Here is a 26,356-nt window from a genome sequence, read left to right as displayed (position 1 = left end):
CACCGGCGCGAGTGGCGGTACAAGGACCTGGTCGGGCCCGCCCACCACCCCGACACCCCGTTCACCCGACCGGTCGGGATCAGGAGGCGCGGGCGTACTGGGCGGGGCCGGAGTACGCGACGCCGAGCTTCGCGGCCGCCCGGCGCGGCCAGTACGGGTCGCGCAGCAACTCCCGACCCAGCAGCACCAGGTCGGCCTCGCCGCCGGCGACGATCTGCTCGGCGTGCTCGGGCTCCACGATGAGGCCCACAGCGCCGGTCGGCACACCGGCCTCGCGACGGATCTGGGCGGCCAGCGGCACCTGGTAACCCGGGCCGAGCGGGATGCGCTGGTCAGTGCTCACCCCACCAGAGGACGCGTCGACCAGGTCGACGCCGACGCCGGCCAGCTCACCGGCGAGCACCACGCTGTCCTCGATCGTCCAGCCGCCCTCGACCCAGTCGGTGGCGGAGATCCGGGTCAGCACCGGCACGTCCTCGCCGACAGCGGCGCGCACCGCGCGGGCCACCTCCAGGGTCAGCCGCATCCGGGCCGCCCGGTCGCCGCCGTACGCGTCGGTGCGGTGGTTGGTCAGCGGCGAGAGGAACTCGTTGAGCAGGTAGCCGTGGGCGGCGTGGATCTCCACGGCGGCGAAGCCGGCGTCCAGTGCGCGAACGGCTCCGGCCGCGAACGCCTCGACCACACCGGCGATGCCGGCTTCGTCGAGGCTGGTCGGCGTTCGGTAGCTGGCGGTGAACGGCTCCGAGCCGGGGGCGACGGGCGTCCAACCGCCCTCGGCGTCCGGCACGCCACCGCTTTCCGGCGCCCACGGCCGGTAGGTGGAGGCCTTGAAGCCGGCGTGCGCGAGCTGCACGGCCGGCACCGCGCCGTGGGCGGCGACGAACGCGGTCACCGGTCGCCAGGCGTCGACGTGCGCACCGGACCAGAGGCCGGTGTCCTGTGGGCTGATCCGGCCCTCGGGGAGTACTGCGGTCGCCTCGGTCAGCACCAGGCCGGCGCCGCCGACCGCGCGGCTGCCGAGGTGGATCAGGTGCCAGTCGGTGGGCAGGCCGTCGGGGCCGGCGGAGTACTGGCACATCGGTGCCATGGCGATCCGGTTGGGCACTGTGACCCCGCGCAGGGCCAGGGGAGTGAACAGGGAACTCATGGGGTCATCCTCTCCGACACGGCGACGGGCCCCCGGGGAGAGGGGCCCGTCGCCGTGCTGGTGAATTGGTCAGGCAGGAACGGGGCTGAGCTCGGGCCGGGTGTCGGCGACCGGCTCCGGGTCGGTCAGGTCCCGCCGGCCGGCGGACTCGTACGCGGCCCGGTCGAGAGTGCCCTCGCGGGCGGCGACCACTGTCGGCACCAGGGCCTGACCCGCGACGTTGGTGGCGGTGCGGATCATGTCCAGGATCGGGTCGATGGCCAGCAACAGGCCGGCGCCGGCCAGCGGCAGGCCCAGCGTGCTGAGGGTCAGGGTGAGCATCACGATCGCGCCGGTCAGACCGGCGGTGGCCGCCGAGCCGACCACCGAGACGAAGGCGATCAGCAGGTAGTCGCCGATGCCGAGCTGCACGCCGAACACCTGGGCCACGAAGATCGCGGCGAGGGCCGGGTAGATGGCGGCGCAGCCGTCCATCTTCGTGGTGGCGCCGAAGGGCACCGCGAACGAGGCGTACTCACGGGGCACGCCGAGTCGCTCGACTGAGCGCTGGGTCACCGGCATGGTGCCGACCGAGGAGCGGGACACGAAGCCCAGCTCGATCGCCGGCCAGGCGCCGGCGAAGAAGCGCAGCGGGTTGAGGCGGCCGGCCAGGATCAGCACCAGCGGGTAGACCACGAACAGCACGATGGCGCAGCCGACGTAGACGGCTGTGGTGAACTTCGCGAGGGGGGCCAGCAGGTCCCAGCCGTACGAGGCGACGGCGTTGCCGATCAGGCCGAGGGTGCCGATCGGGGCGAGCCGGATGACCCACCAGAGCGCCTTCTGGACGATCTCCAGCAGGGAGCGGTTCAGCGCCACGAACGGTTCGGCGGCGTCGCCGACCAGCAGGGCCGCGGCACCGATGACGACGGCGAGGAAGACGATCTGGAGGACGTTGCCCTCGACGAACGCGCCGACCGGGTTGGTGGGCACGATGCCGGTGAGGAAGTCGGTCCACGAGCCGGTGTTCTTCGGCGGCGCCGCGCCACCCAGGTCGAGGGTCACGCCCTTGCCCGGGTTGGTGAGCAGGCCGAGGCCGATGCCGATGCTCACCGCGATCAGCGCGGTGATGCCGAACCACAGCAGGGTCTTGACGGCGAGCCGGGCGGCGTTGGCGACGCCGCGCAGGCTGACAACGCTGACCACGATGGCGGTGAAGACCAGCGGCGGCACGGCCAGCTTGAGTAGTTGGACGAAGAGGCTACCGACTGTGTGCAGGGTGCTGGTCAGCCAGCTCAGGTCGTTGCTGCGGGCAATGAAGCCCAGCGCGACGCCGAGCACGAGGCCGAGCAGGATCTGCACGGAGAAGGGAATTTTGCGCAGGCTGAAGGGCATGAGGATGTATCCAATTGTCCGGTCCGATCGGGGCAGGCGTAGGAACGCGGCTAGCCCGGACAGATGCCACTGGCCTGCAGTCGGAGATCGACATACAGGCGGACAGTGAGGCCCCAGACGTTGGTCATCGCTGGCCGACGATACGCCGATTCCCGCTCATCGGAAGGACCGGACAGCGTGAGGCTCCTTACAGAGGGCCAGCGCGGTGGCGGTGCCCAGGCCCCACAGCACCGCGAGGGCGAGGATCAGGCGTTCCAGCACCCCCACCACCGGGCCTCGACCGATCACGAGCATCGCCAGCCCCACAGTGGCACAGAGCGGCAGGGCCAGCGCGGCGGCGACGCCGGCCAGCCGACGCACCGTCCGTCCGGCCGGCCCGGAGACGGCCAGCGTGATCATGGCGAAGACCACGGCGGCAGTCGCCGCGATGCTCGCGCCGCCGTGCACCAGGTCCGCCGCCGTCGCGCGCTCGAACGGCGGCAGCGGGCAGCCGCCGGAGCAGGTCACCGCCCCGGACACGGCGGTGAACACGGCCCCGGTGGCGAGCAGCGCAGGGGCCGCCGCCCACACCCCGGGGGGCAGCGCCGCGCCGATCAGCAGCAACGCGCCGGCAAGGGCCAGGATCCCGATCCGGTACGTCGCGGCGTGGGCGCTGCCGGCGATGCCCGCCTCGCTGACGTACCCGGTGAGCCCTGGACCGGGACCGGCGACCACGGCGAGCGTCACCGCCACCGCACCGGCGAGGATGCACCCGGCCGCCGCGGACCCGGCGACCCGGCGGGCGACCTCGCCGCGGGCCCTCGTCGCGGTCGGGGCGGCCGGCCGACAGGGCTCAGCCACGCCCGTGCGGCGTGCTCCAGCCGGACTCGTCCGGCCCGAGTGGCACGATGCCGCTGGGATTGATCTCCCGATGCGTGCCGTAGTAGTGCCGCTTGATGTGGTCGAAGTCCACCGTCTCGCCGAAACCCGGCGTCTGGAACAGGTCCCGGGCGTACGCCCAGAGCACCGGCATCTCGGTCAGCTTGTTGCGGTTGCACTTGAAGTGCCCGTGGTACGCGGCGTCGAAGCGGACCAGCGTGGTGAACAGCCGCACGTCCGCCTCGGTGATCGCGTCGCCCATCAGGTAGCGCTGCCCGGACAGCCGCTCGGAGAGCGCGTCCAGCCGGGCGAAGAGCGCCCGGAACGCCTCGTCGTACGCCTGCTGGGAGGTGGCGAACCCGCACCGGTAGACACCGTTGTTCACGTCGGTGTGGATCTCGGCCATCAGCGCGTCCATCTCGGGGCGCAGTGCCTCCGGGTAGAGGTCCGGCGCCCCCGCACGGTGCAGCGACCGCCACTGCGTGGAGAAGTCGAGGGTGAGCTGCGGATAGTCGTTGGTGACCACCCGACCCGTCAGGGCGTCGACGAGCGCCGGCACCGTCACCCGGCCGGTGTAGTCCGGGTCGGTGGCCAGGTACGCCTCGGAGAGGAAGCTCACGCCGAGCACCGGGTCGAAGCCGTCCGGGTCGAGGGCGAACGCCCAGCCCCGCTCGTCCCGGATCGGGTCGACGGTGCCCAGCGAGATCGCGTCGTCCAGCCCGAGCAGGCCACGCACGATCCTCGCCCGGTGTGCCCACGGGCAGGCCCGGCACCAGATCAGCCGGTAACGGCCGGCCTCCAGCGGCCAACGGTCCTGCTCGTCCGGGCCGCCGCCGGGCGGCGAGGTCGAGTCGGCGGTGACCCGACCGGTGAACCGGTTCGGCTGGCGGACGAACGCGCCGCCGCCGCTGGTCTCTGCGCTGAACTGGGCCCGGGCCATGCCGTCAACCTATCCGCTGCCGGCGCGGATATCCTGGCGGCCGGCAGCCCTCGTGACCCGGTGGGCGTGCCCACCCCCGCCGTCTGCACCCCCTAAGGACTCGCGATGACCGTGGCATACCTGGTGGCCGGTGTCCGCACCCCGATCGGCCGGTACGCGGGCGCGCTGGCCGGCGTCCGCCCCGACGACCTGGCCGCGCACGTGATCCGAGAGCTGGTCGCCCGCCACCCGTCGGTGGACTGGGCGCGAGTCGACGACGTCGTGCTCGGCTGCGCCAACCAGGCCGGCGAGGACAACCGCAACGTGGCCCGGATGGCGGCGCTGCTGGCCGGCCTGCCCGAGGAGGTGCCGGGCAGCACCGTCAACCGGCTCTGCGGCTCGGGCCTGGACGCGCTCGCCACCGCCGCCCGATCCATCGTCGCCGGAGACGCGGAGCTGATGATCGCCGGCGGGGTGGAGAGCATGAGCCGGGCGCCGTTCGTCATGCCGAAGGCGACGTCGGCGTACTCCCGCTCGGCCGAAATGTACGACACCACACTGGGCTGGCGGTTGGTGAACCCCTTGATGCGTGACGGGTGGGGAGTCGACTCGATGCCGGAGACGGCGGAGAACGTGGCCGCCGAGTACGGCGTCGGCCGGGCCGAGCAGGACGCCTTCGCGTACCGGTCGCAGCAGCGTGCGGCCAAGGCCCAGGCCGACGGCCGGTTCGCAGAGGAGATCGTGGCGGTGTCAGTGCCGGCCGGTCGTCGGGAGACCCGGCTGGTCGAGGTCGACGAGCACCCGCGGGAGACCACGCTTGCGAAGCTGGCCGCGCTGCCCACCCCGTTCCGCGACGGCGGCACGGTGACCGCCGGCAACTCCTCGGGCGTCAACGACGGCGCTGTCGCGTTGCTGGTAGCCAGCGAGGCGGCGGTCGCCCGGTACGGCCTGACCCCGCTGGCCCGGATCGTCGGCGCGGCGGCGGCCGGTGTGCCGCCCCGGATCATGGGGATCGGCCCGGTGCCGGCCACCCGCAAGCTGCTCGACCGCGTCGGCGTCGAGATGGGCGCTGTGGACGTGGTGGAGTTGAACGAGGCGTTCGCCGCGCAGTCAGTGGCGGTGTTGCGCGAACTGGGGCTGCCAGTGGACGCCGACCACGTCAACCCGAACGGTGGGGCCATCGCGCTGGGGCACCCGCTCGGTGCCAGCGGCGCGCGGTTGGCGCTGACCGCCGCCCTGGAGCTGCGCCGTCGCGGCGGCCGTCGGGCTCTGGCCACCATGTGCATCGGCGTTGGTCAAGGCATCTCGCTGTTGCTGGAGTCAGCCGCCTAGAGTGGTCCACACCACACGACCCGCGGGTCGACCGGTGCCCACGCGTGCCCGCTGCGCGCCCCGACGCCGGTGCCGTCCCGCGCCGCGGCGATGAACTGGGGAGCACGCTGATGCCGGACGGACTGCCGACCGAGATCGATCTGACCAGGCCGAGCGCGGCCCGGGTGTACGACTACTTTCTGGGTGGGGCGCACAACTTCGAGATCGACAGGCAGTTGGCGGAGCAGATCGCCAGCATGACCCCGAATCTCGCCGCCACCATGCGCTCCGGTCGGGAGTTCCTGCGCCGGGCCGTCCGGGTGCTGCTCGACGCCGGCATCGACCAGTTCCTCGACATCGGCTCCGGAATTCCCACCGTGGGCAACGTGCACGAGGTGGCGCAGGGGGTGAACCCCAAGGCCCGTGTGGTGTACGTCGACATCGACCCGGTGGCCGTCGCGCACAGCCGGGAGTTGCTGGCTGGCAACGAGCTGACCGGCGTCATCCACGCCGACCTGCGTGAGCCGGAGCGGATCCTCGCCGAGACCCGACAGCTCGGGCTGATCGACTTCAGTCGTCCGATGGGCATCCTGCTGGCCGGGGTGGTGCACTTCATCCCGGACGCCGACGGGCCCGAGGCGATCCTGGCCACCCTGCGGGCCGCTGCCGCGCCGGGCAGCTTCCTGGTCGTCTCCCACTCCACCTTCGAGGACCAGCCGCAGGAGATGCTGGACGCCCAGCGCCTCTCCGCCCGCACCGCCACCGAGATCACCCTGCGCTCCCGCGCTCAGGTCACCGGCTTCTTCGGCGACTGGACCGTAGTGGAACCGGGCGTGGTGCACATGCCGCTCTGGCGCCCGGACGCACCGTCCGACGTGGACGAGCACCCGGAGCGGTTCGGCGCCTTCGGGGGCGTCGCCCGGTACGACCAGCCCGCCGGCTGATCTCGTGGCCGCCGTCCCGGATCCCGCCGGGGTCGATTCCGGCCGGGACCCCGCCGGGGTCGTCGCCGGTCGGGCGGATGCTCAGGGGTACGCCGCCGACTGGGCCCGCGCGGTGCGTCGGCTCGGTTTCGTGCCGCTCAGCGTGGCCGAGACCGAGCGGCTGCTGCTGGCGCACACGCTCCGGCTGGCCCAGGCGGTACGGTCGGAGCCGTTCAGTGCCCACCCGGCCGAGGAGGTCGGGCGGGCCCTGGTGGAGGCGCACCTCACCGAGCCGCAGGCCCTGGAGTGGACGCTGCGCGCGCTCGGCGCGACCTTCGGGCGTCGGGTGCTGTGCGACGGTGACCGGCCGGCTGACTTCGCCGACCGGATCGCGGCGGTGCAGGGCGGGCTGGCCGCCGGGTTCGCCCGTGCGCTGCGCGACCGCACCTTCAGCCAGCAGGAGCGGATCGCCCGGTCGGCCTGGCAGGCGCGCGACGAGGTCGAGCAGGCGCTTCGCGAGAGCGAGGCACGGTTCCGGGCGGTGTTCACCGGCGCCGCGATCGGGATCGGGATCGCCGGCGTGGACGGTCGGATCATCGACGTCAACCAGGCGTTCGCCGACATGCTCGGCTACTCGATCGAGGAGTTGCGCGAGATCAACGTGGCGGCGCTGTTCCACGCCGACGACGCCGCCGGAATGTGGGAGCTCTACCAGGAGCTGATCGAGGGGAAGCACGACGCCGCCCGGGTGGAGAAGCGCTACCACCGCAAGGACGGCACAGTGGTCTGGACGGATCTCGCCGTCTCGCTGATCCGCCACGATGGCCGGCCACGATTCACCGTCGCGATGATCGAGGACATCACCGAGCGGTACGAACTCCAGCAGCGGCTGCGCTTCCAGGCGCTGCACGACCCGCTGACCGGGCTGCCCAACCGGACGCTGTTCTTCGAGACGTTGGGACGGGTGCTCGACACCGCTGACGCCGGGCAGCGCGTCGGGGTGTGCTTCCTCGACCTGGACGGCTTCAAGGCGATCAACGACAGTCTCGGCCACGACCTCGGTGACCGGCTACTCGTGATGATCGGTCGGCGGCTGGCCGCGTGCGTGGCCGACCACGGCCACCTGGTCGCCCGGATGGGGGGCGACGAGTTCGTGATCCTCGTCGACGGAGGGGACGACACCGACGACCCGGTCGCCGTCGCCGAGGCCGCGCTGGCCGCCGTCGCGGCCCCGGTCCACGTCGGTGAGCACCAGTTGGCCGTCTCGGCCAGTGTGGGCATCGTGCAGTGCCCGGCCTCGGAGACCACCGCGTCCGAGCTGATGAAGGCAGCGGACACCACGCTCTACTGGGCCAAGGCGGCGGGCCGGGGCCGGTGGGCGGTCTACGACCCCGAGCGCGGCGCTCGGGACATCGCCCGCTCGGCGCTGGTCGCCGGGCTGCCCGCAGCACTGGAGCGGGGCGAGTTCGTGCTGCACTACCAACCGATCGTGTCGCTGCTGGAGGGCACCATGCTCGCGGTGGAGGCGCTGGTCCGTTGGGAGCATCCGGAGCTGGGCCTGATCGGGCCGGACCGGTTCATCGGCCTGGCCGAGGAGACCGGCCTGATCGTCCGGCTTGGCGAGTGGGTGCTGCGGCAGGCCTGCGAAGACGCCGAACGGTGGTGGCGGGAGTTCCCCGACGCCAGGCTGGTGGTCAGCGTCAACCTGGCCGCCCGGCAGGCCGACGAACCGGCCATCGTGGACACCGTCGCCGACGCCCTGCAGACCAGCGGACTGCCCGCGGAGCTGCTCCAACTGGAGCTGACCGAGAGCGCCGTGATGGGCAGTGCCGGTGAACCCCTGCGCAGCCTGCACCGGCTCGCCGCGCTCGGCGTCCGGCTGGCCGTTGACGACTTCGGTACCGGGTACTCCAACCTGGCGTACCTGCGGCGGTTGCCGATCCACTGCCTGAAGCTCGCCGGTCCGTTCGTCGAGGGCATCCGCGCGGACGGGACCGACGTGGTGGCCGACCACCGTGACGAACGGATCGTGGACGCGTTGGTCCGGTTGGCGCACGCCCTCGAGTTGTGGGTCACGGCCGAGGCGGTGGAGACCGGCGTGCAGGCGGAACGGCTGCGGGCGCTGCGCTGCGACACCGGGCAGGGCCGATACTTCGGTGCGCCCGCCCCGGCCGACGTGATCACCACCCGGCTGCGCGGCGGAGCGTTGGCGTGAGCGAGCGCAGCGAGCGAGCCAGCAGGCACAGCGGCGTGGCGGGAAGCGGGGGACCGTTCCGGTCCGGAGGGTGGCGACGGAGGATGGCGGCGTGGACCTGACGGATTCGCAGACGGCGGTGACTGTGGTGGCCGGGCTGGCCATCCTGGCCGGGTTGGCCGGCGTGGTGGTGCCCGGTCTGCCGGCGCTGCCGCTCTGCTGGGGCGGCGTTCTGCTCTGGGCCGTCTTCGGCGGTGCGGGCCTGGTTGGCTGGGCGGTGTTCGCCGCCGCCACAGTGGTTGCCGGGGGTGGCGCCGTGATCAAGTACGCGTGGCCGGGCCGGAACCTGAAGCGCACCGGTGTGCCGACGTCCACGCTGCTCGCCGGTGGGGTGCTCGGCATCATCGGGTTCTTCGTGGTGCCGGTCGTCGGTCTGGTGCTCGGCTTCGTCGCCGGGGTGTGGGCGGCCGAACGGCTCCGGCTGGGCAGTAACCAGCTGGCGTGGCCCTCCACAGTGCAGGCGCTGAAGGCCGCCGGCCTGTCGATGCTTGTGGAGTTCCTGGCCGGCCTTCTGGTCGCGGCCCTCTGGGTAGCCGGCCTCCTCCTGACCTGACCCACGCCTTTCCCGCGGTGATCAAGAGCTTTCGGTCAGGCGCGGTCGGGATTCTGACGTAAACCTCTTGATCACGAGGGGGAGTGGGGCGCGGGGCACTTTTCGGGTACGGCGGAATGGCCGTACGTGAGAGAGAGGCGTGCCCCGCGCCACCGGGTCGGGCGGTCCGAGCGCCCGGGGTAGGCCCTTGTCGGGCCTGGTCACTGGTCCAGGATGCCGGCCGGGGCCGCCGGTCGGCAACGCAATTAGCCCGACGGTGGTGAGATTCCCGCCGACTACGTATTGACCGCCTTGATCGGCCGGGTCGACACTTTGCCCACTCGCACCCGGATCCACCTCAGGGAGGTGTGCAGTGGCCACGACGCCCGTGCCGACCGCCGAGCAACCTTTGGACGACGATGCCAGGCGGCTCGCCGAACTCGGCTACAAACAGGAGTTGCGCCGTAAGTGGAGTGGCTTCTCCAACTTCGCCATCTCCTTCTCGATCATCTCGATCCTGGCCGGCTGTTTCACCACGTTCGGTCAGGCGTGGAACAACGGCGGGCCGGTCGCCATCTCCTGGGGCTGGCCGCTGATCTCGCTGTTCATCCTGATCATCGGCTTCTGCATGGCGGAGCTGGTGTCGGCGTACCCGACAGCGGGTGGGATCTACTGGTGGGCGGCCACCATGGGCCGCCCGGTGCACGGCTGGTTCACCGGCTGGCTGAACCTGATCGGTCTGGTGGCGGTCACCGCCTCGGTGGACTACGGCTGTGCGACGTTCCTCAACCTCACATTGTCGGCGCTCTTCGACGGCTGGGCCGGGACGCTGCGTCAGGCGTTCGTCCTCTTCGTGATCATCCTGGTGCTGCACGGGCTGATCAACATCTTCGGGCACCGGATCATCGACGTACTCCAGAACGTCTCGGTCTGGTGGCACGTGGCCGGCGCGGCCGTCGTGGTGGCCATCCTGGTCTTCGTGCCCGACAACCACCAGAGCTTCCAGTTCGTGTTCACCGAGCGGTTCAACAACTCCGGCTTCGGCGACGGGGACGTCGGCGGGCTGACGTTCTGGTTCTACGTGCTGCCGCTGGGCTTCCTGCTGACGCAGTACACGATCACCGGCTTCGACGCCTGCGCGCACGTCTCCGAGGAGACCCGGGGCGCCTCGCAGGCCGCCGCCCGCGGACTCTGGCAGTCGATCTTCTACTCGGCGGTCGGTGGCTGGATCCTGCTGCTGGCGTTCCTCTTCGCGGCCACCGACGTCGAGGCGGTCAACGCCGCGGGCGGCTTCTCCGGTGCCATCTTCGAGTCGGCGCTGACCCCGGTCTTCTTCAAGATCGTCATCATCATCTCGACCATCGGCCAGTTCTTCTGCGGCATGAGCTGCGTGACCTCGATGAGCCGGATGGCGTACGCGTTCAGCCGGGACCGTGCCGTACCGGGATGGCGCCTGTGGTCGACTGTCGACCGCAACGGCACCCCGGTCAACGCGATCATCGGCGCCACACTGGCCGGCCTGGTGCTGACCCTGCCGGCGCTGTACGAGAGCTCCGCCGGTATCCCGATCGCCTTCTACGCGGTCGTCTCCGTCGCGGTGCTCGGGCTCTACCTGTCGTTCCTCATCCCGATCGCGCTCCGACTACGGATGGGCGACCGGTTCGTCCCCGGACCGTGGACGCTGGGCCGCAAGTACAAGCTGCTCGGCTGGATCGCGGTGATCGAGATCGCGATCATCGCCATCTACTTCGTGCTGCCGATCGTGCCCGCCGGCGTGCCCGGCAACGACGGGTTCACCTGGTCGGCGGTGAACTACGCGCCGCTCGCCGTCGGCGGGGTGCTCCTGGTGGTCGCCGTCTGGTGGTACGCCTCGGCCCGCAAGTGGTTCACCGGCCCGGTTCGTACCGTCGAGGAACCCGCGGTGGCGGCCGACCCGGCGCCGGCCGACGGCCCGGTCTGATCGGCACCCGGCGGGACGGGCGGTGCTGCCGTCCCGCCGGCCGTCGGTCGGGTTTGCCGCGCCTGCCGCCGGGGGCATTGACGGTGATCCGGTTTACCAGTAGACCTTGGTGATGGAGGCCCGCGAATGAGGAAAGCTCCGCTCACGCTGGAACAACTGCGGGTCGCCGTCGCCGAGGGCGAGATCGACACCGTGGTACTGGCCCTCGTCGACATGCAGGGCCGGTTGCAGGGCAAGCGGTTCCACGCGCCCTTCTTCCTCGACCAGGTGGTGACCAACGGCAGCGAGGGCTGCAACTACCTGCTCGCCGTGGACGTCGACATGAACACCGTCGACGGGTACGCGATGTCGAGCTGGGAACGCGGCTACGGCGACTTCGCGATGGTGCCGGACTTCGCCACGTTGCGCCGGGTGCCCTGGCAGCCCGGGTCAGCCCTGCTGCTGGCCGACCTGACCTGGCTCGACGGGTCCGGTGACGTGGTCGCCTCGCCCCGGCAGATCCTGCGCCGGCAGCTGGACCGGCTGGCCGAGCACGGGCTGACCGCGTACGCCGGCACCGAGTTGGAGTTCGTGCTGTTCCGCGACTCGTACGAGGACGCCTGGCAGCGTGGCTACCGCGACCTCACCCCGGCCAACCAGTACAACGTCGACTACTCGCTGCTCGGCACCGCCCGGGTGGAGCCGCTGCTGCGCCGCATCCGCGTCGAGATGGCCGCCGCGGGGCTCACCCCGGAGAGCGCCAAGGGCGAGTGCAACCTCGGGCAGCACGAGATCGCGTTCCGGTACGACGAGGCGGTGGCCTGCGCCGACCACCACGTGATCTACAAGAACGGCGCCAAGGAGATCGCCGCCCAGGAGGGGATGGCGATCACCTTCATGGCCAAGCCGAACGAGCGGGAGGGCAACTCCTGCCACATCCACTTTTCGCTTCGGGACTCCTCCGGCTCGTCGGCGATGCTCGGTGACGGACCGGCGCACCTGTCGCAGACCGGGCAGCGCGTGCTCGCCGGGCTGCTGGCCACCATGCGGGAGTTCAGCCTGCTCTTCGCCCCGAACATCAACTCCTACAAGCGCTACCAGCCGGGGTCGTTCGCCCCGACGGCGCTGCGCTGGGGTGTCGACAACCGCACCTGCGCGCTGCGGGTGGTCGGGCACGGGCAGGGCATGCGCGTGGAGAACCGGGTCCCCGGCGCCGACGTCAACCCGTACCTGGCGATCGCCGGGCTGGTCGCCGGGGCGCTGCACGGCATCGACGGCGAGCTGGAGTTGGGCGCGGAGTGCACCGGTAACGCGTACGACGACCCGGAGGCCGAGCGGGTCCCCGGCACCCTGCGCGACGCCCTGGCCCTCTGGGAGGACTCCACTGTGGCCCGGGAGGCGTTCGGCCCTGAGGTGGTGGCCCACTACGCCAACCAGGCGAGGGTCGAGCTGGCCGCTTTCGACGCCGCGGTCACGGACTGGGAGCTGACCCGTGGCTTCGAACGCCTCTGACCGCACCCCCACCCCTCATGCGGTCGATCATGGACTTGTGGTGGGCGGAAGGTCCCGCGAGGTGGCTTATGTGGGGCACCACAACTCCATGATCGACGGGGCAGGGGGGTGGCGGGCGTGACGGTTCTGGTGGATCCGGCTTCCGGGGTGGGGTTTCGGGAGGTTGCCGCGGCCTCTCGGGAGCAGGTGGACGCGGCAATCTCCGCCGCCGCCGCGGCATTCCAGACCTGGCGTCAGGTGGGGGCGGGGGATCGGGCACGGTTGTTGCGGCGGTTCGCCGCCGTCGTCGACGCGCGTCTGGACGAGTTGGCAACGCTGGAGGTGCGCAACTCCGGGCACACCATCGGCAACGCCCGGTGGGAGGCGGGCAACGTCCGCGACGTCCTGGACTACTACGCCGGCGCGCCCGAGCGGTTGACCGGGCGGCAGATCCCGGTGCCCGGCGGGTTGGACGTCACCTTCCACGAACCACTCGGTGTGGTTGGCGTGATCGTGCCGTGGAACTTCCCGATGCCGATCGCCGCCTGGGGGTTCGCCCCGGCGCTCGCCGCCGGCAACACTGTGGTCCTCAAGCCCGCCGAACTGACCCCGCTCACCGCGCTGCGCCTGGCCGAGTTGGCAGGCGAGGCCGGCCTTCCCGACGGCGTCTTCACAGTCATCCCGGGCGAGGGCGCGGTGGTGGGGGAGCGGTTCGTCACCCACCCGGCGGTCCGCAAGATCTGCTTCACCGGCTCCACCGAGGTCGGCACCCGGATCATGGCCGGCTGCGCCGCCCAGGTGAAGCGACTCACACTGGAGTTGGGCGGCAAGAGCGCGAACATCGTGTTCGCCGACGCCGACCTGGAGCGCGCCGCCGCGACCGCACCGGGCGCGGTCTTCGACAACGCCGGCCAGGACTGCTGCGCACGGTCGCGGATCCTGGTCCAGCGTTCCGTGTACGACAGGTTCCTGGAACTGCTCGAACCTGCGGTACGCGCGGTGCGCGTCGAGGACCCGTCCCGCGACACCGCCGAGATGGGCCCGCTGATCTCCGCCGCCCAACGGGACCGGGTAGCCGGTTACCTCGCCGGGGCGACTGTAGCTTTTACCGGCTCCTGCCCCGACGGCCCCGGGTTCTGGCACGCGCCCACCGTGCTGCTGGCCGACTCGCCGGCCGACCGGCACTGGCGGGAGGAGATCTTCGGCCCGGTGGTCTCGGTGCTGCCGTTCGACGACGAGGCGGACGCGGTCCGGCTCGCCAACGACACCGAGTACGGCCTCTCCGGCTCGATCTGGACCCGGGACGTGGGTCGGGCCCTGCGCCTGGCCCGCGCCGTCGACTCGGGCAACCTCAGCGTCAACTCGCACTCCTCGGTGCGCTACTGGACCCCGTTCGGCGGGATGAAGCGTTCCGGGCTCGGCCGCGAGCTGGGCCCGGACGCGTTGCACTCCTTCACGGACGTCAAGAACGTGTTCATCGCGACGGAGGAGTGACGCCAGTGCAGGGTCGGTTGCAGGACCGGGTGGCAGTGGTCACCGGAGCGGGCAGCGGCATCGGGTTGGCCACCGTGCGGCGGTTCGCCGCCGAGGGGGCCCGGGTGATCTGCGTGGACATCGACGCGGAGGCCGGTACGAGGGCCGCCGAGGAGTGCGGCGGCGAGTTCGTGGCCACCGACGTGGCCGACGAGTCGGCGGTACGCGACCTGTTCGACGGAGTTGCCGACCGGCACGGCCGGGTGGACGTCGCGTTCAACAACGCCGGCATCTCACCACCGGACGACGACTCCATCCTGGACACCGGCCTGGACGCGTGGGAGCGGGTGTTGCGGGTCAACACCACGAGCGTCTACCTGTGCTGCAAGTACGCCATTCCGCACATGCGCCGGCAGGGCAAGGGGTCGATCATCAACACTGCCTCGTTCGTGGCGTTGATGGGTGCGGCCACGTCGCAGATCGCGTACACCGCGAGCAAGGGCGGGGTGCTGGCGATGACCCGGGAGTTGGGTGTGCAGTTCGCCCGCGAGGGCATTCGGGTCAATGCCCTCTGTCCCGGGCCGGTGGCCACCCCGTTGCTGCTGGAGCTCTTCGCCGCCGACCCGGAGCGGGCCGCCCGCCGGCTGGTGCACGTGCCGATGGGTCGCTTCGGGCAACCCGAGGAGATCGCCGCCGCTGTGGCGTTCCTGGCCAGCGACGACGCCTCGTTCATGACCGCCGCGCAGTTCGTTGTCGACGGCGGCATCACTGGCGCCTACGTCACCCCTCTATGAGGCGGCCGCTGATCGGTGTCAGCGCGTACGTCGAACCCGCCGACTGGGCGGTCTGGCGGGGTGTGCGGGCGGTGCTGGTGCCGGAGGCGTACTCGCGGGCGGTGGCGGCCGCGGGTGGCCGGGCTGTGCTGCTGCCGCCGGACGACGTGGACGCGGACGTGGTGGCAGTCCTCGACGGGTTGCTGTTGGCCGGTGGCGCTGACGTCGGCCCGGGGCGGTACGGCCAGTCGGCCGACCCCCGTACCGAGGACCGGCCGGACCGGGACGCCGGCGAGTTGACGCTGTTGGCTGCCGCGCTCGCCGCAGAGGTGCCGGTGCTGGGCGTGTGTCGGGGGATGCAGTTGCTGGCTGTCGCGTACGGCGGCACGTTGCACCAGCACCTGCCCGACGTGGTGGGTCACGAGGCGCACCGCCCGGCGCCCGGCGTGTACGGCGCGCACGCGGTGCGGTTCGCGCCGGGGAGCCTGGCCGCCTCGGTGCTGGCCGGGGTCGACCGGGTCAACTCGTACCACCACCAGGCGGTCGCCGATCCGGGCCGGCTCACGGTGACCGGTTGGGCGGGGGACGGCGTGGTCGAGGCGGTGGAGGATCCGGCCCTGCCGTTCGTGCTCGGGGTGCAGTGGCATCCGGAGAACGAGTCGGATCCCGCCCCGATCACGGCGTTGGTGCAGGCTGCCGGCCGGCGGGTGTGACTGGGATCGCCCCCGCCCGTCGACGGCACCGGTGGGAGGATCGGCGCATGGGCAAGGTTTATCCGGAGATCGATGCTCGACTGCGTGACTTCATAGTGGCCCAGCCACTCTTCTTCGTGGCGACCGCCCCGTCCGGGGTCGAGGGGCACGTCAACGTGTCACCGAAGGGCATGCGGGGCACCTTCGTGATCCTCGGCTCGCACCGGGTGGCCTACCTCGACTATCACGGCAGTGGGGCGGAGACCATCGCCCACCTGCGGGACAACGGCCGGATCACGCTGATGTTCTGCGCCTTCGACGGCCCGCCGAAGATCGTCCGGTTGCACGGGCGGGGCAGCAGCGTCGCGGTCACCGAGGACGCCTTCGCCGATCGGCTCGCCGAGTTTCCCGCACCGCCGGACGTGCACGCCGTCCGGGCGGTCATCGCTGTCGAGGTGGAGCGGGTCAGTGACTCCTGTGGATACGCGGTGCCACTGATGGACTTCCGGGCCGAACGTGACCTGTTACTCACCTCACACTCCCGCCGCAGCGCCGATGATCTGGTCGCCTACCGGGCCACCAAGAACGCGGCAAGCATCGACGGGCTGCCAGTCTTCTGACTCGTCAGAGCGTTCCGGCCACCGCCGTTCGACGCCTCCGTCCACCCGCACTGTCCGGTGCCCGACGGTCCAGGCGTATGTAAACAGCGTCCATCTGTCGTGATGCGTTACGTTGCTGCTCCGCTGGGGTACAAGTCGGAGCACGGCGGGTGAAGATCAACGGTCGAGGGGTACGGCCGGAGCGGGAGGCTGCATGAGCTCGGCCCAGGGGGGCGCGGACATCGGGCATCCCGCCCTGTCCGGTCGCGAGACCCCGCCGATGCTGACGGCCGCGTTCGCGGCCGGCGGTGAGATGGGCGAGCGACTGGCCTCCTTCGACTGGTCCTCCGGCCCGCTGGGTGAGCCCGGTCAGTGGCCCCCGGCGCTCTCCAGCGCGGTCGGCATGATGCTCGCTTCCAGCGCGCCGATCGTCATGTTCTGGGGCGACGAGCAGTTGGCCTTCTACAACGACGCCTACCGGCCGACCATCGGCGGCAAACACCCGGACGTGATCGGCCAACCGGCCCGCACGAACTGGGCGGAGACCTGGGCGGTGCTCGGCCCGCTGCTCGACAGCGTCCGGAGCACCGGCCGCTCCTACCGGGGCGAGGACCATCCCTTTCTGCTGGACCGTTACGGCTTCGTCGAGCAGACCTACTTCAACGTCTCGTACGACCCGATCCGGGGGGACGACGGCGCGGTCAGTGGCGTCTACTGCATCGTCAGCGAGACCACCGGGCGGGTGCTCGGCGAGCGTCGGCTGCGAGCGTTGTCCGAGCTGGGTGCCGAGCTGAGCGACATCGGCAGCGCCACGGAACTGGGTCGGACCGCCGCCGGGGTGCTCGGCCGGCACCGGGCCGACGTGCCGTTCGCCCTGATCTATCTGGCTGACGACAACGACCAGCTCACCCTGGCTGGCTGCACCGGCACCGCCCCGCCCACCGGCGATGTCACGGCGCAGGTGCTGGCCCGGCTGACACCCGATGACGCGCCCGCCACGATCGAGGTGGCGGCTCTGCTCGACGCGTCGCCTGTCGACGCCGCCGACCAGGCCCTCGTGCTGCCGCTCACGGCGAGCAACCAGACGGTCGGCGCGCTGGTCGTCGGCGTGGCCCGTCAGCTGCCGCTCAGCGGCGACTACCGCGACTTCCTCGGCCTGGTCGCCGCCCAGATCTCCCGGGCGGTCGGCACCCAGCGGGCGTACGAGCAGGAACGGGCCCGCGCCGCCGAGTTGGCCGCGCTCGACCGGGCGAAGACCAACTTCTTCGCCAACGTCAGCCACGAGTTCCGCACCCCGCTGACCCTGGTGCTCGGCCCGCTGGAGGACATGCTGGCCGACCCGGAGCTGCCCGCCACCGAAACCGACCGGCTCACCATGATGCACCGCAACGCGCTGCGCCTGCTCAAGCTGGTCAACACAGTGCTGGACTTCTCCCGACTGGAGTCCGGTCGGCTCGCCGCCCGCTACCAACCCACCGACCTCGCCGGCTACACCGCCCGACTGGCCAGCACCTTCCGCTCGGCCACCGACCGGGCCGGTCTGCGACTGGTGGTGGACTGTCCGCCGCTGCCGACGCCGGTCTTCGTCGACCGGGACATGTGGGAGAAGATCGTCCTCAACCTGGTGTCGAACGCGGTCAAGTTCACCTTCGACGGCGAGATCCGGGTGCGGGTACAGGCCGTCGAGGGCGCGGCCCGGCTGGAGGTGACGGACACCGGCGTCGGCATCGTGCCGGACGAACTGCCGCACGTCTTCGAACGGTTCCACCGAGTCCCCGGGGTGCGGGCACGCACCCACGAAGGCACCGGCATCGGTCTCGCGCTGGTCCGGGAGCTGGTCGAGATGCACGGCGGTGAGGTCGGGTTGACCAGCCAGGTCGATGTGGGCAGCACGTTCGCGGTGACCGTCCCGTTCGGCTCGGCGCACCTGCCGGCGGACCGGGAGGCGGCGTTCGACCCACTGCCCGTCGGTGAGCCCGAGCAGGCCCGGCTCTTCGTGGCGGAGACCGCGCTGTGGGCTGGCGTCGCGTCGACACCCGAGCTGGACCGGCAGCCGGCGAAGGGCACCTCGGCTGGCCGGATCCTGGTCGTCGACGACAACGCCGACCTGCAGGAGCACGTCAGTCGGCTGCTCTCCCCGACCTGGGAGGTGGTCACCGCGAACGACGGGCTCGATGCCCTGCCGCTGGCCCGTGAGGGTGGGTTCGACCTGGTGCTCACCGACGTGATGATGCCCCGTCTGGACGGGTTCGGGCTGGTCAGCGCGCTGCGCTCGGACTCGCGTACCCGGCATGTGCCGATCGTGCTGCTCTCCGCCCGCGCCGGCTCCGCGGAGGCCGTCGCCGGTCTCGCCGTCGGCGCCGACGACTACCTCACCAAGCCGTTCTCCGCGCAGGAGCTGATCGCCCGGGTCCGGGCCAACGTCGAGCTGGGCCAGCTGCGCGGGCAGATCATCCGCCGGCTCCGGGCGCTGGCCGACGCGGCGGTGGCTGTGAACACCGCCCGATCCACCGCCGATGTGCTCCAGGTCGCCGCCCGGCACGCGTTGAGCCTCGCCGAGGCCGCTCGGGTGGTGGTCAGCGCTGCCGAGGCGCGCTTCGAGGCGGACGGCGGCGGCACCACCGCCGCCGACCCGTCCTTCGTGGCCGAGCTGACCGGCACGGCCGGCAAGCAGCTCGGTGAGCTGCAGGTCTGGCGGGCCGCCGGCGACGAGGCGCAGGCCGACGACGCCGCGTTGACCCAACTGGCCCGGCTCGTCGGGGTGCGACTGGAGAACGCCCAGCTCTACGAAGCCGAACACCGCATCGCCACCACCCTTCAGCACAGCCTGCTGCCCCGGTCGCTGCCCCAACTGCCCGGCGCGGTGGTGGCCAGCCGTTACCTGCCCGGCAGCGCCGACGTCGAGGTCGGTGGCGACTGGTACGACGCCATCGCGTTGAACGGCGACGAGCTGGTGCTGGTCATCGGCGACGTGGTCGGTAAGGGCGTCCGGGCCGCCGCGGCGATGGGGCAGCTGCGCAACGCGCTGCGGGCGTACGTGTTGGAGGGCTTCGATCCGGGTGAGTCGCTGACCCGGCTCAACCGGCTGGTCGGCTCCACCGAGGGCCGCTCCTTCGCGACTGTGGTCTGCCTGCTGTTCAACCCCCGCACCGGTCGACTCCGGTACGCGAGCGCCGGTCACCCGTCCCCACTGTTGATCACCGGAGGCGACGTGGCGTTCCTGCACGACAGGGCGCTCGGTCCACCGGTCGGTGCCCTCCCCGACGCGACGTACGAGTCGGTCGAGGGCGAGTTGCCGGCCGGCACTCGACTGTTGCTCTACACCGACGGGCTGATCGAGGACCGCCAGCTCGGCATCGATGCCTCTCTGGCCCAGCTGCGCATCGACGCGGCCATCCCGAGTGAGCACGTGGTGGACCTGATCGACGCCGTCGTGGAGCGCGTCACCGGACGGCCGCGCCGCGACGACGTGGCGGTTCTCGCCCTGGAGGCGGCGGAGCTGAACCGCTTCGGGCTGCGGCTCCCGGCGGACCCGACCCGGCTCAGCGTGCTCCGAAAGCGACTGGAGGACTTCCTGGTCGCGCACTCCGTCGGCGAGACCGACCTGTTCGACCTGACCGTCGCCATCTCCGAGGCCGCCGCCAACGCCATCGAGCACCCGGTCCACCCCGCCGAGGCCATGATCAGCGTGGAGGTGGCCATCGAGGATCGGACGGTGACGGCCACCGTTCGCGACAGCGGCCAGTGGCGGGAGTCGACCGACTCCGGCTTCCGGGGCCGCGGCCTGGACCTGATCAGAGCGCTGGGGGAGCTGTCGGTACGGCGTTCCGCCGAGGGCACCGAGGTGACGCTGCGCCGGCAGTTGCAGGACTGACCGCGCGCCCGGCGGCGGCCGGGTGCCTAGGCCCTGTCGAGCCAGCCCTGCTCGCCGAGGCCGGAGATCTCCAGCACCCGACGGACCTGCCGGGACGGGCGAACGGTGAGCTGGCCCGGAAACTCCTGGGCGAGCCGGACCAGGGCGTGGATGGCGGCCGAGTCGAAGAAGGTGACAGCGCTCAGGTCGAGAGTGATCTTCCCGGCGGGCTCGCGCAGTGCCGTCTGGAGCATCGTGTCCGCTGTCGCCATGTCGACCTCGCCGGCCACCACGACGTGGAGGTGGTCACCGTCGATCTCGGCGCTGGCGGAGAAGACGGGCGGTGCTCCCCCTTGATCCACGCTGACACCATGGCACAGCGACCCTGGCAGGGCAACAACCTCCACCGGGCAGCCGTGGCGCGGGTCACCAGCGGCCCCGGCGATAGGCTTGCGGCATGACCGTCCGTCCGCCGCTGACACCAGGCACGCTCTCCCCGATGCGACCGGTGCCATCTCAGATCGCCCGACCCGAGTACGTGGGCAAGACGCGTCCGCGGGAGTGGCGTGGCTCGCACGTGCAGACGCCGGAGACCATCGAGAAGATGCGGATCGCCAGCCGGCTCGCCGCCCAGGCGACCCAGCTCGCCGGCGAACACTGCAAGCCCGGCGTGACCACCGACGAGATCGACAAGGTGGTGCACGAGTTCCTCTGCGACCACGGCGCGTACCCGTCGACGCTGGGCTACAAGGGCTTCCCGAAGTCCTGCTGCACAAGCCTCAACGAGGTCATCTGCCATGGCATCCCGGACACCACGGTCCTGACCGACGGCGACATCATCAACGTCGACGTGACCGCGTACATCGGTGGGGTGCACGGCGACACCGACGCCACCTTCTGCGTCGGCGAGGTCAGCGAAGAGGCCCGGCTGCTGGTCGAACGGACCCACGAGGCGATGATGCGCGGCATCCGCGCCGTCGCCCCGGGACGCCAGATCAACGTGGTGGGCCGCGTCATCGAGTCGTACGCCAAGCGGTTCGGCTACGGCGTGGTCCGCGACTTCACCGGCCACGGCATCGGCGAGGCATTCCACAGCGGCCTCTACGTGCCGCACTACGACAGCCCGCGCCCCACGGACATCATGGAGCCCGGCATGACGTTCACCATCGAGCCGATGATCACCCTCGGCACCTACCAGTACGACATGTGGGACGACGGGTGGACAGTGGTCACCAAGGACCGGAAGTGGACGGCGCAGTTCGAGCACACCATCGTGGTGACCGACGACGGCCACGAGATCCTTACCCTGCCGTGAGCGCGAGGAACGCAGCGAAGCGGAGTCCCGCAGTCGTGAACGAAGGGCTGGCGCAGTGACCGACACCCCAGCGGCGCTGCGCGAGGCGCACCACGCGGACGTCTCCGGCGGCTGGCTGCGCCCGGCCGTTTTCGGCGCGATGGACGGCCTGGTCACCAACATCGCCCTGATCGCCGGCGTCGGTGGCGGCGGGGTGTCGCCCCGCAGCATCGTGCTCACCGGCAGCGCCGGCCTCGTCGCCGGTGCCATCTCGATGGGCCTCGGCGAGTACACGAGCGTGCGCTCCGCCAACGAGCAGGTCGCCGCCGAGGTGGCCAAGGAGCGACGGGAACTGGAACGGCACCCCGAGGCGGAGGCCCGGGAGCTGGCCGACGCGTGGGTGGCCCGGGGCCTTCCCCGGGACCTCGCCACCCAGGTCGCCGAGGCGGTGCGGCGCGACCCGGAGGAGGCGCTGCGGGTGCACGTCCGCGAGGAGCTGGGCGTCGACCCCGACGACCAGCCCAGCCCGTGGGCGGCGGCGATCTCGTCGTTCCTGTTCTTCTCGATCGGGGCGCTGGTCCCGCTGCTGCCGTACCTGCTCGGCGCCACCGACCTGTGGCTGGCGCTCGCCGTCGGTGGGCTCGGGCTGTTCGTCGCCGGTGCCGTGGTGGCCAGGTTCACCCGCCGTCCCTGGTGGACCAGTGGGCTACGCCAGCTGCTGCTGGGCGCCGCTGCGGCCGGCGCCACCTACCTGATCGGCTCGCTGATCGGCGTACCGGGCGGGCTGTGACGCGCCTCAGGTGCTGAGCAGCTCGTCGATCGTGCCGTCGACAGCGCGACCACGGGCCGCCAACTCCTCGGCCTGCCGGGCCAGCACCACACCCACCTCGGTCATGTCCGCCCCGGCCAACCCGGTGCGCCGCACCGCGTCCCCCGGGTCACGGAAGTAGGTACGACTCAGCAGACCGGTCACAGTGGCCGCCGCCAGCCGCGCCTCACCGAGCATCAGCAGAGCCTGATCGGTCTCGTACCACTCGGCCAGGCGTGCCGCCCGGGAGTGCGCCGCGCTGCCCCTGTACCACGCCTGGCGGGCAGCGGTGCTGAACTCCGCCGGCCGGGCCCGAGCCAGCCGGCCGAGATGCTCGTCGCGCAGCGTCCGCAACCAGCCCGTCGGATCGTGCAACGCCTGCGTGGTGACGTACCGGTCGGCGGTCAACGGCCAGAGCGGGGAGAGCACCCGGGCCTGGGCCAGGTAGTCCTCGGCGGCGGCCACCGTCAGATCGACGAGCACCCCGTCCACCCGCCGGGTCGCCGGCGGCGGGCCGGTCCCGGGTCGATAGGTGACCACCAGCATTCCCGCCTCGAGGTCCCCGCCGCCGTCGTCGTCCCCGTGCGCCAGAGGCCCGTGCACTGCGATCGCGAGCGCATCGGCCGGGAACCGCCGCCGGACCGCCTCGGCGACCCGCTCCGCGACCGTCCACCGTCGATCGTCGAGGCCCCGGTCGACACCGGCCTGCTCACTCACCGGACCAGCTCTGTTCGGGGCTGCGGGGCTCGCAACCCCGGCTCACTCCTCGCACTCACGGGACCGCCTTTGTTCGCGGCTGCGGGGCTCGCAACCCCGGCTCACTCCTCGCACTCACGGGACCACCTCGCCTTGGCTGCCGGGCGTCAGCCTAGCCAGCCGACGGCGGAGCCTCGGGCGCGCCGCGCCCGGTCGGGGCCAGCCGGAAGATGTGGATCTCCCGGCCGCCGGCCCGCTGCACGTACGTGTGGTACGCCGGCCACGCCGTGACCAGCAGCTGCCACAACCGGTCCCGTTCGGCGCCGGAGGCCCGCTGGGCCCGCACCGCGACCCGCCGGCCCTTCACGTCCACCTCGGCGGCGGGATCGGCGAGCAGGTTCATCGCCCAGCCGGGGTGGTGGGTCTGCCCCCAGTTGGAGCCGATCACCACGTACGCGTCGCCGTCGGGCACGTAGAGCAGCGGATTGCTGCGGGGCTTGCCGGAGCGGCGGCCCGTTGTGGTGATCAGCAGGGAGGGGAGAAGGCCGAGCGCGACCACCCGGCCCCGGGTGAGTCGACCAACCATCCGATCGGCCGGGACCAGCAGGCGCGCGGTGGCGCCGAACCAGCGATGATGACCGACGCGACGGACGACATTCCTGAGCACTGACACGCCGATCAGTCTGCCGGCTGCCCGGCCCCGGCGGCACCCCCGCGCGGTCCCGTTTCGATAGCGGCGGATCGGTCAGTCCAGCCGCCGCTCGATAGGCAGTCGGGCCCGGGTGAACAGGCCCGCCCCGAGCATCGCCACCACCGGCACCAGCACCAGGACCCCGAGCGCGGGCCACGGCACCAGAAAGGGATACGGGTCCGATACCGGCCAGTCACTGGCGTACTGCCGGTTCACCGAGACCAGCACGATCGCGGCGGTGCCGAGGCCGGCCACGATGCCGAGCAGCGAACCGAGACCGGCGATGACCCCGGCCTGGCAGATCGCCAGCAGCCGGCGTACCGCTGGGGCCGCGCCGACGGCCGCGAGGGTGGTCAGCTCGGCGCGTCCCTCGGCGGCGGCGAGCGCGGTGGCGATCCCGGCCGCCCCCACGGTGATCAGCCCGGCCGCCGCCGCGAGCAGCAGAAGCAACGGTGAGACGTCGCGTGGGGCGCCGCCGTTCTCCGCGCTCAGCGCGAGCGTCCCGAACGGCCGCAGGACGGCGGCGAACCGTGCCTGTTGCTCCTCGTCGGGCGGGGTCGTGGTGCCGATCACCCAGCCGGTCTGAGACCAGCTCAGGTCGAGTTGCCGCGCGGCGGCGGCGGACAGCAGCAGACGGGACTGGCCGGTCGCCCGGGGCAGCGCGTACCCCGGAAGGTCGTGGACCGTGACCGGCCGGTCCGACCCGGCCTCCACCTCGCTGACCCGAACGGTCACCAGGCCGTCGTGCAGGTAGCGCGGGTCGGTCACCACCACGCCACCGGCGTGCAGCACGGCCGTGGCGGCTGCTGTCGTCGCCGGGTCCACGCCGGTGAGCAGGGGGAGTGCGGTTCCGTCGTCGACTCCGGGTTCCACGTAGCCGCCGAAGTAGTCCGCCTCGCTGATCTGGCAGCGGGGATCGGCGCGGGCCTGCTGGCGCTGCGCCGCGGGAAGTGGAACGTCGGGCTGCCAGGGGCAGGCCCGGGTCAGCGGGAGCACCGGTGCGATGTCGCAGTAGCCGGTGTGCCCCGCCCCGCAGCTCGGTGTCTGCACCGGGGCCACCGCGCCGACCCCGAGCTGATCCCGGGCGGCGGCGGTGATCTGGGCCAGCGTGGGCTGCCCGGCCGATCCGACCGGGTTGACCATGACATGGCCGGTCGGCAGCGCCGGCCGGTAGGCGCGCGCGTCGCGGGCACCGTCGCTGGCCAGGTATCCGCCGAGGGCGACGCTGCTGGCCACGGCGGCCATCACGGCGCAGATGGCCGGAGCCGCGGCGGCCCGGTTGCGGCTGGCATCGCGCAGCGCGATCCGTGGTGCCAGCGGCAACACCCGGCCGAGGCGGGCGAGCACCCCGAGCAGCGTGGGCGTGCAGCAGACCAGGCCCAACTCGCCGAGGATCAGCCCGGTGAGAACCACCGCTGGGGAAGTCCGGGTGGCCCCGAACGCCGCCAGCCCCGCCCCGCCGACCACCAGCGCCAGTCCGAGAGCCAACCACCGGCCCGGAGATTTCGCCGGGGTGCGTCGTCCGGCGAGGCCGGCGCTGACGTCCTGCCGGGCGGCGGTCCAGGCCGGTGCCAGCGCGGCGAGCACCCCGGCCAGCACCGCGACGCCACCGAGCAGGACCAGCGCGCTCGGCCAGCAGCGGTAGCCGCCGAAACGGGCGCTGAAGACATACTGCTCCATCAGCGGGCGACCGGCGAACGCCGCGCCCACGCCGACCAGCAGGCCGGCGGCGGCCCCCAGCACACCCAGCACCACACCGTCGGCCAGCACGACCCGGCGGAGCTGGGCGGCGTCCCCGCCCGCCACCGCTACCAGCGCCAGATCCCGTCGACGGCGACGGACTCCGACGGCGAAGGCCGGCCCGACCAGCAGGACGACCTCCAGCAGCCCGAGGCCGGCGATCAGGACGCCGGTGCTCAGGTCGTTCGGATTGTCCCCCATGACCGACCCGAGCCATGTCCGGTCCGCTCCGGTCGCCGAGCCGACCTGGTGCCGCGCGGTGACCACCACCCCACTGTCGTTGAGCCGGGACACCAACGCCTCGTCGACGGTGCCCGGCACGTCCGCCAGCCAGACTCCGTCCGGCTCCGGGCCCGTCGATGGCACGGCCCCCGGGTGCAGCGCCACCACCGGTCCGAGGTCGTCGGGAAACTCGACCACCCCCACCACCGTGTACGCCCTGCTGCCGTCGGCGGCGGCCACGGCGTGCCCGAGGCGGAGGTCCAGACGACGCAGCGCCCTCGGACTGACAGCGACCTCACCGGGTTGCTGCGGCGCCCGGCCGGCCCGGAACCGCACCAGCCCGCGGGCCAGCGGGTCGGTGAGGTCCAGCACCCGACCGTCCACGACCTCGTCGCGGTTCGGCCCGCGCAGGGTCAGCGGGACGTGCGGACGCACCTCGGTGACCCGGCTGCCCGGCCCGAGCAGCGCCGTCAGTTGGGCCGCGCTGACCTTCGCGGGGGGAGCGCCGTCGCGGGTGTACCAACCCTCGCCCCACTCGTCCTGCTCCACCGGGACGTTGGCGATCCACTGCAACTGCGCGTCGGCCACGCCGAGTCGGCGGTCGACGCGTTCCTGTGGGGTCAGCTCGGCCATGTCGTAGCTCGCCGCCAGGAAGGCCAGCGCCGCCACCGGCATGGCGATCATCGCGAGCACCAGGGCGGTCCGCCGCCGGGACCGGCGTGACTCCCGTCTGGCGATCCGCAGCGCCGCCCGCCAGGAGCCGGTCA

The 26,356-nt window shown here is 72.0% G+C and carries 21 protein-coding genes; 13 read left to right on the top strand and 8 right to left on the bottom strand.

The window, feature by feature from the left end:
* Positions 1–79: 79 nt before the first annotated feature.
* From AB0C20_RS22825 to AB0C20_RS22810, 4 genes are all read right to left on the bottom strand, one after another.
* Complete coding sequence (locus AB0C20_RS22825) at positions 80–1,147, bottom strand: NADH:flavin oxidoreductase/NADH oxidase (protein WP_357568691.1); 1,068 nt, start codon at positions 1,145–1,147, stop codon at positions 80–82.
* A gap of 69 nt (positions 1,148–1,216) precedes the next feature.
* Positions 1,217–2,509, bottom strand: coding sequence for a dicarboxylate/amino acid:cation symporter (locus AB0C20_RS22820; RefSeq protein ID WP_357183172.1), 1,293 nt, complete (start codon positions 2,507–2,509; stop codon positions 1,217–1,219).
* A 168-nt stretch (positions 2,510–2,677) separates the two neighbouring features.
* Positions 2,678–3,361 (bottom strand): DUF998 domain-containing protein, encoded by a 684-nt coding sequence (locus AB0C20_RS22815; protein WP_357183116.1) that lies wholly within the window; start codon positions 3,359–3,361, stop codon positions 2,678–2,680.
* The gene (locus tag AB0C20_RS22810; protein WP_357183113.1) at positions 3,354–4,319 is read right to left on the bottom strand and encodes a glutathione S-transferase C-terminal domain-containing protein; all 966 of its coding nucleotides are present in this window, start codon (positions 4,317–4,319) and stop codon (positions 3,354–3,356) included. The genes AB0C20_RS22815 and AB0C20_RS22810 overlap by 8 nt, the downstream gene beginning before the upstream one ends.
* Before the next feature lie 105 nt (positions 4,320–4,424).
* Between AB0C20_RS22810 and pcaF the strand changes: the two genes are divergently transcribed.
* The 11 genes from pcaF (at position 4,425) to AB0C20_RS22755 (ending at position 20,159) form a co-directional block, all read left to right on the top strand.
* Positions 4,425–5,630 carry a 3-oxoadipyl-CoA thiolase gene (gene pcaF, locus AB0C20_RS22805; protein ID WP_357568690.1) on the top strand — a complete coding sequence of 402 codons (1,206 nt, stop codon included), beginning with the start codon at positions 4,425–4,427 and terminating at the stop codon, positions 5,628–5,630.
* 110 nt (positions 5,631–5,740) lie between these two features.
* Positions 5,741–6,553: an SAM-dependent methyltransferase gene (locus AB0C20_RS22800; protein WP_357183108.1), complete on the top strand. Its 813-nt coding sequence runs from the start codon at positions 5,741–5,743 to the stop codon at positions 6,551–6,553.
* 4 nt (positions 6,554–6,557) lie between these two features.
* A complete protein-coding gene (locus AB0C20_RS22795) occupies positions 6,558–8,747 on the top strand; it encodes an EAL domain-containing protein (RefSeq protein WP_357183105.1) in 2,190 nt (729 codons plus the stop codon).
* Between the two features lie 91 nt (positions 8,748–8,838).
* On the top strand, positions 8,839–9,339 hold the full coding sequence (locus tag AB0C20_RS22790; protein WP_357183102.1) for a DUF456 domain-containing protein: 501 nt from the start codon (positions 8,839–8,841) through the stop codon (positions 9,337–9,339).
* A 352-nt stretch (positions 9,340–9,691) separates the two neighbouring features.
* Positions 9,692–11,278 (top strand): amino acid permease, encoded by a 1,587-nt coding sequence (locus AB0C20_RS22785; protein ID WP_357183099.1) that lies wholly within the window; start codon positions 9,692–9,694, stop codon positions 11,276–11,278.
* 126 nt (positions 11,279–11,404) lie between these two features.
* Positions 11,405–12,769 carry a glutamine synthetase family protein gene (locus AB0C20_RS22780; RefSeq protein WP_357568689.1) on the top strand — a complete coding sequence of 455 codons (1,365 nt, stop codon included), beginning with the start codon at positions 11,405–11,407 and terminating at the stop codon, positions 12,767–12,769.
* Between the two features lie 117 nt (positions 12,770–12,886).
* Positions 12,887–14,242, top strand: coding sequence for an aldehyde dehydrogenase family protein (locus AB0C20_RS22775; protein ID WP_357183093.1), 1,356 nt, complete (start codon positions 12,887–12,889; stop codon positions 14,240–14,242).
* Between the two features lie 5 nt (positions 14,243–14,247).
* Positions 14,248–15,015, top strand: coding sequence for a 3-oxoacyl-ACP reductase (locus AB0C20_RS22770; RefSeq protein WP_357568688.1), 768 nt, complete (start codon positions 14,248–14,250; stop codon positions 15,013–15,015).
* Positions 15,012–15,707 (top strand): gamma-glutamyl-gamma-aminobutyrate hydrolase family protein, encoded by a 696-nt coding sequence (locus AB0C20_RS22765; protein WP_357183088.1) that lies wholly within the window; start codon positions 15,012–15,014, stop codon positions 15,705–15,707. The genes AB0C20_RS22770 and AB0C20_RS22765 overlap by 4 nt, the downstream gene beginning before the upstream one ends.
* Positions 15,708–15,754: 47 nt before the next feature.
* A complete protein-coding gene (locus AB0C20_RS22760) occupies positions 15,755–16,306 on the top strand; it encodes a pyridoxamine 5'-phosphate oxidase family protein (protein ID WP_357568686.1) in 552 nt (183 codons plus the stop codon).
* 193 nt (positions 16,307–16,499) lie between these two features.
* Complete coding sequence (locus AB0C20_RS22755) at positions 16,500–20,159, top strand: SpoIIE family protein phosphatase (protein ID WP_357568684.1); 3,660 nt, start codon at positions 16,500–16,502, stop codon at positions 20,157–20,159.
* A gap of 26 nt (positions 20,160–20,185) precedes the next feature.
* On the opposite strand, the gene AB0C20_RS22750 is transcribed toward AB0C20_RS22755, so the two are convergent.
* Entirely contained in the window at positions 20,186–20,500 is a 315-nt protein-coding gene (locus AB0C20_RS22750) for an STAS domain-containing protein (RefSeq protein WP_357183079.1), read from the bottom strand.
* A gap of 95 nt (positions 20,501–20,595) precedes the next feature.
* On the opposite strand from AB0C20_RS22750, the gene map reads away from it, so the two are divergent.
* Positions 20,596–21,453 carry a type I methionyl aminopeptidase gene (map, locus tag AB0C20_RS22745; protein ID WP_357183077.1) on the top strand — a complete coding sequence of 286 codons (858 nt, stop codon included), beginning with the start codon at positions 20,596–20,598 and terminating at the stop codon, positions 21,451–21,453.
* A 55-nt stretch (positions 21,454–21,508) separates the two neighbouring features.
* Positions 21,509–22,222 carry a VIT1/CCC1 transporter family protein gene (locus AB0C20_RS22740; RefSeq protein WP_357183075.1) on the top strand — a complete coding sequence of 238 codons (714 nt, stop codon included), beginning with the start codon at positions 21,509–21,511 and terminating at the stop codon, positions 22,220–22,222.
* 6 nt (positions 22,223–22,228) lie between these two features.
* On the opposite strand, the gene AB0C20_RS22735 is transcribed toward AB0C20_RS22740, so the two are convergent.
* The 3 genes from AB0C20_RS22735 to AB0C20_RS22725 all read right to left on the bottom strand — a co-directional run.
* Positions 22,229–22,957, bottom strand: coding sequence for a nucleotidyltransferase domain-containing protein (locus AB0C20_RS22735; protein ID WP_357183072.1), 729 nt, complete (start codon positions 22,955–22,957; stop codon positions 22,229–22,231).
* 151 nt (positions 22,958–23,108) lie between these two features.
* Positions 23,109–23,609 carry a nitroreductase/quinone reductase family protein gene (locus tag AB0C20_RS22730; RefSeq protein WP_357183069.1) on the bottom strand — a complete coding sequence of 167 codons (501 nt, stop codon included), beginning with the start codon at positions 23,607–23,609 and terminating at the stop codon, positions 23,109–23,111.
* A gap of 72 nt (positions 23,610–23,681) precedes the next feature.
* On the bottom strand, positions 23,682–26,356 hold a 2,675-nt coding region (locus tag AB0C20_RS22725), incomplete at its 5' end, for an FtsX-like permease family protein (RefSeq protein ID WP_357568682.1).

The organism is Micromonospora sp. NPDC048843 (assembly GCF_040649965.1).
Taxonomy (GTDB): domain Bacteria; phylum Actinomycetota; class Actinomycetes; order Mycobacteriales; family Micromonosporaceae; genus Micromonospora; species Micromonospora hortensis.
This window is presented reverse-complemented; position numbering and strand designations above follow the sequence as displayed.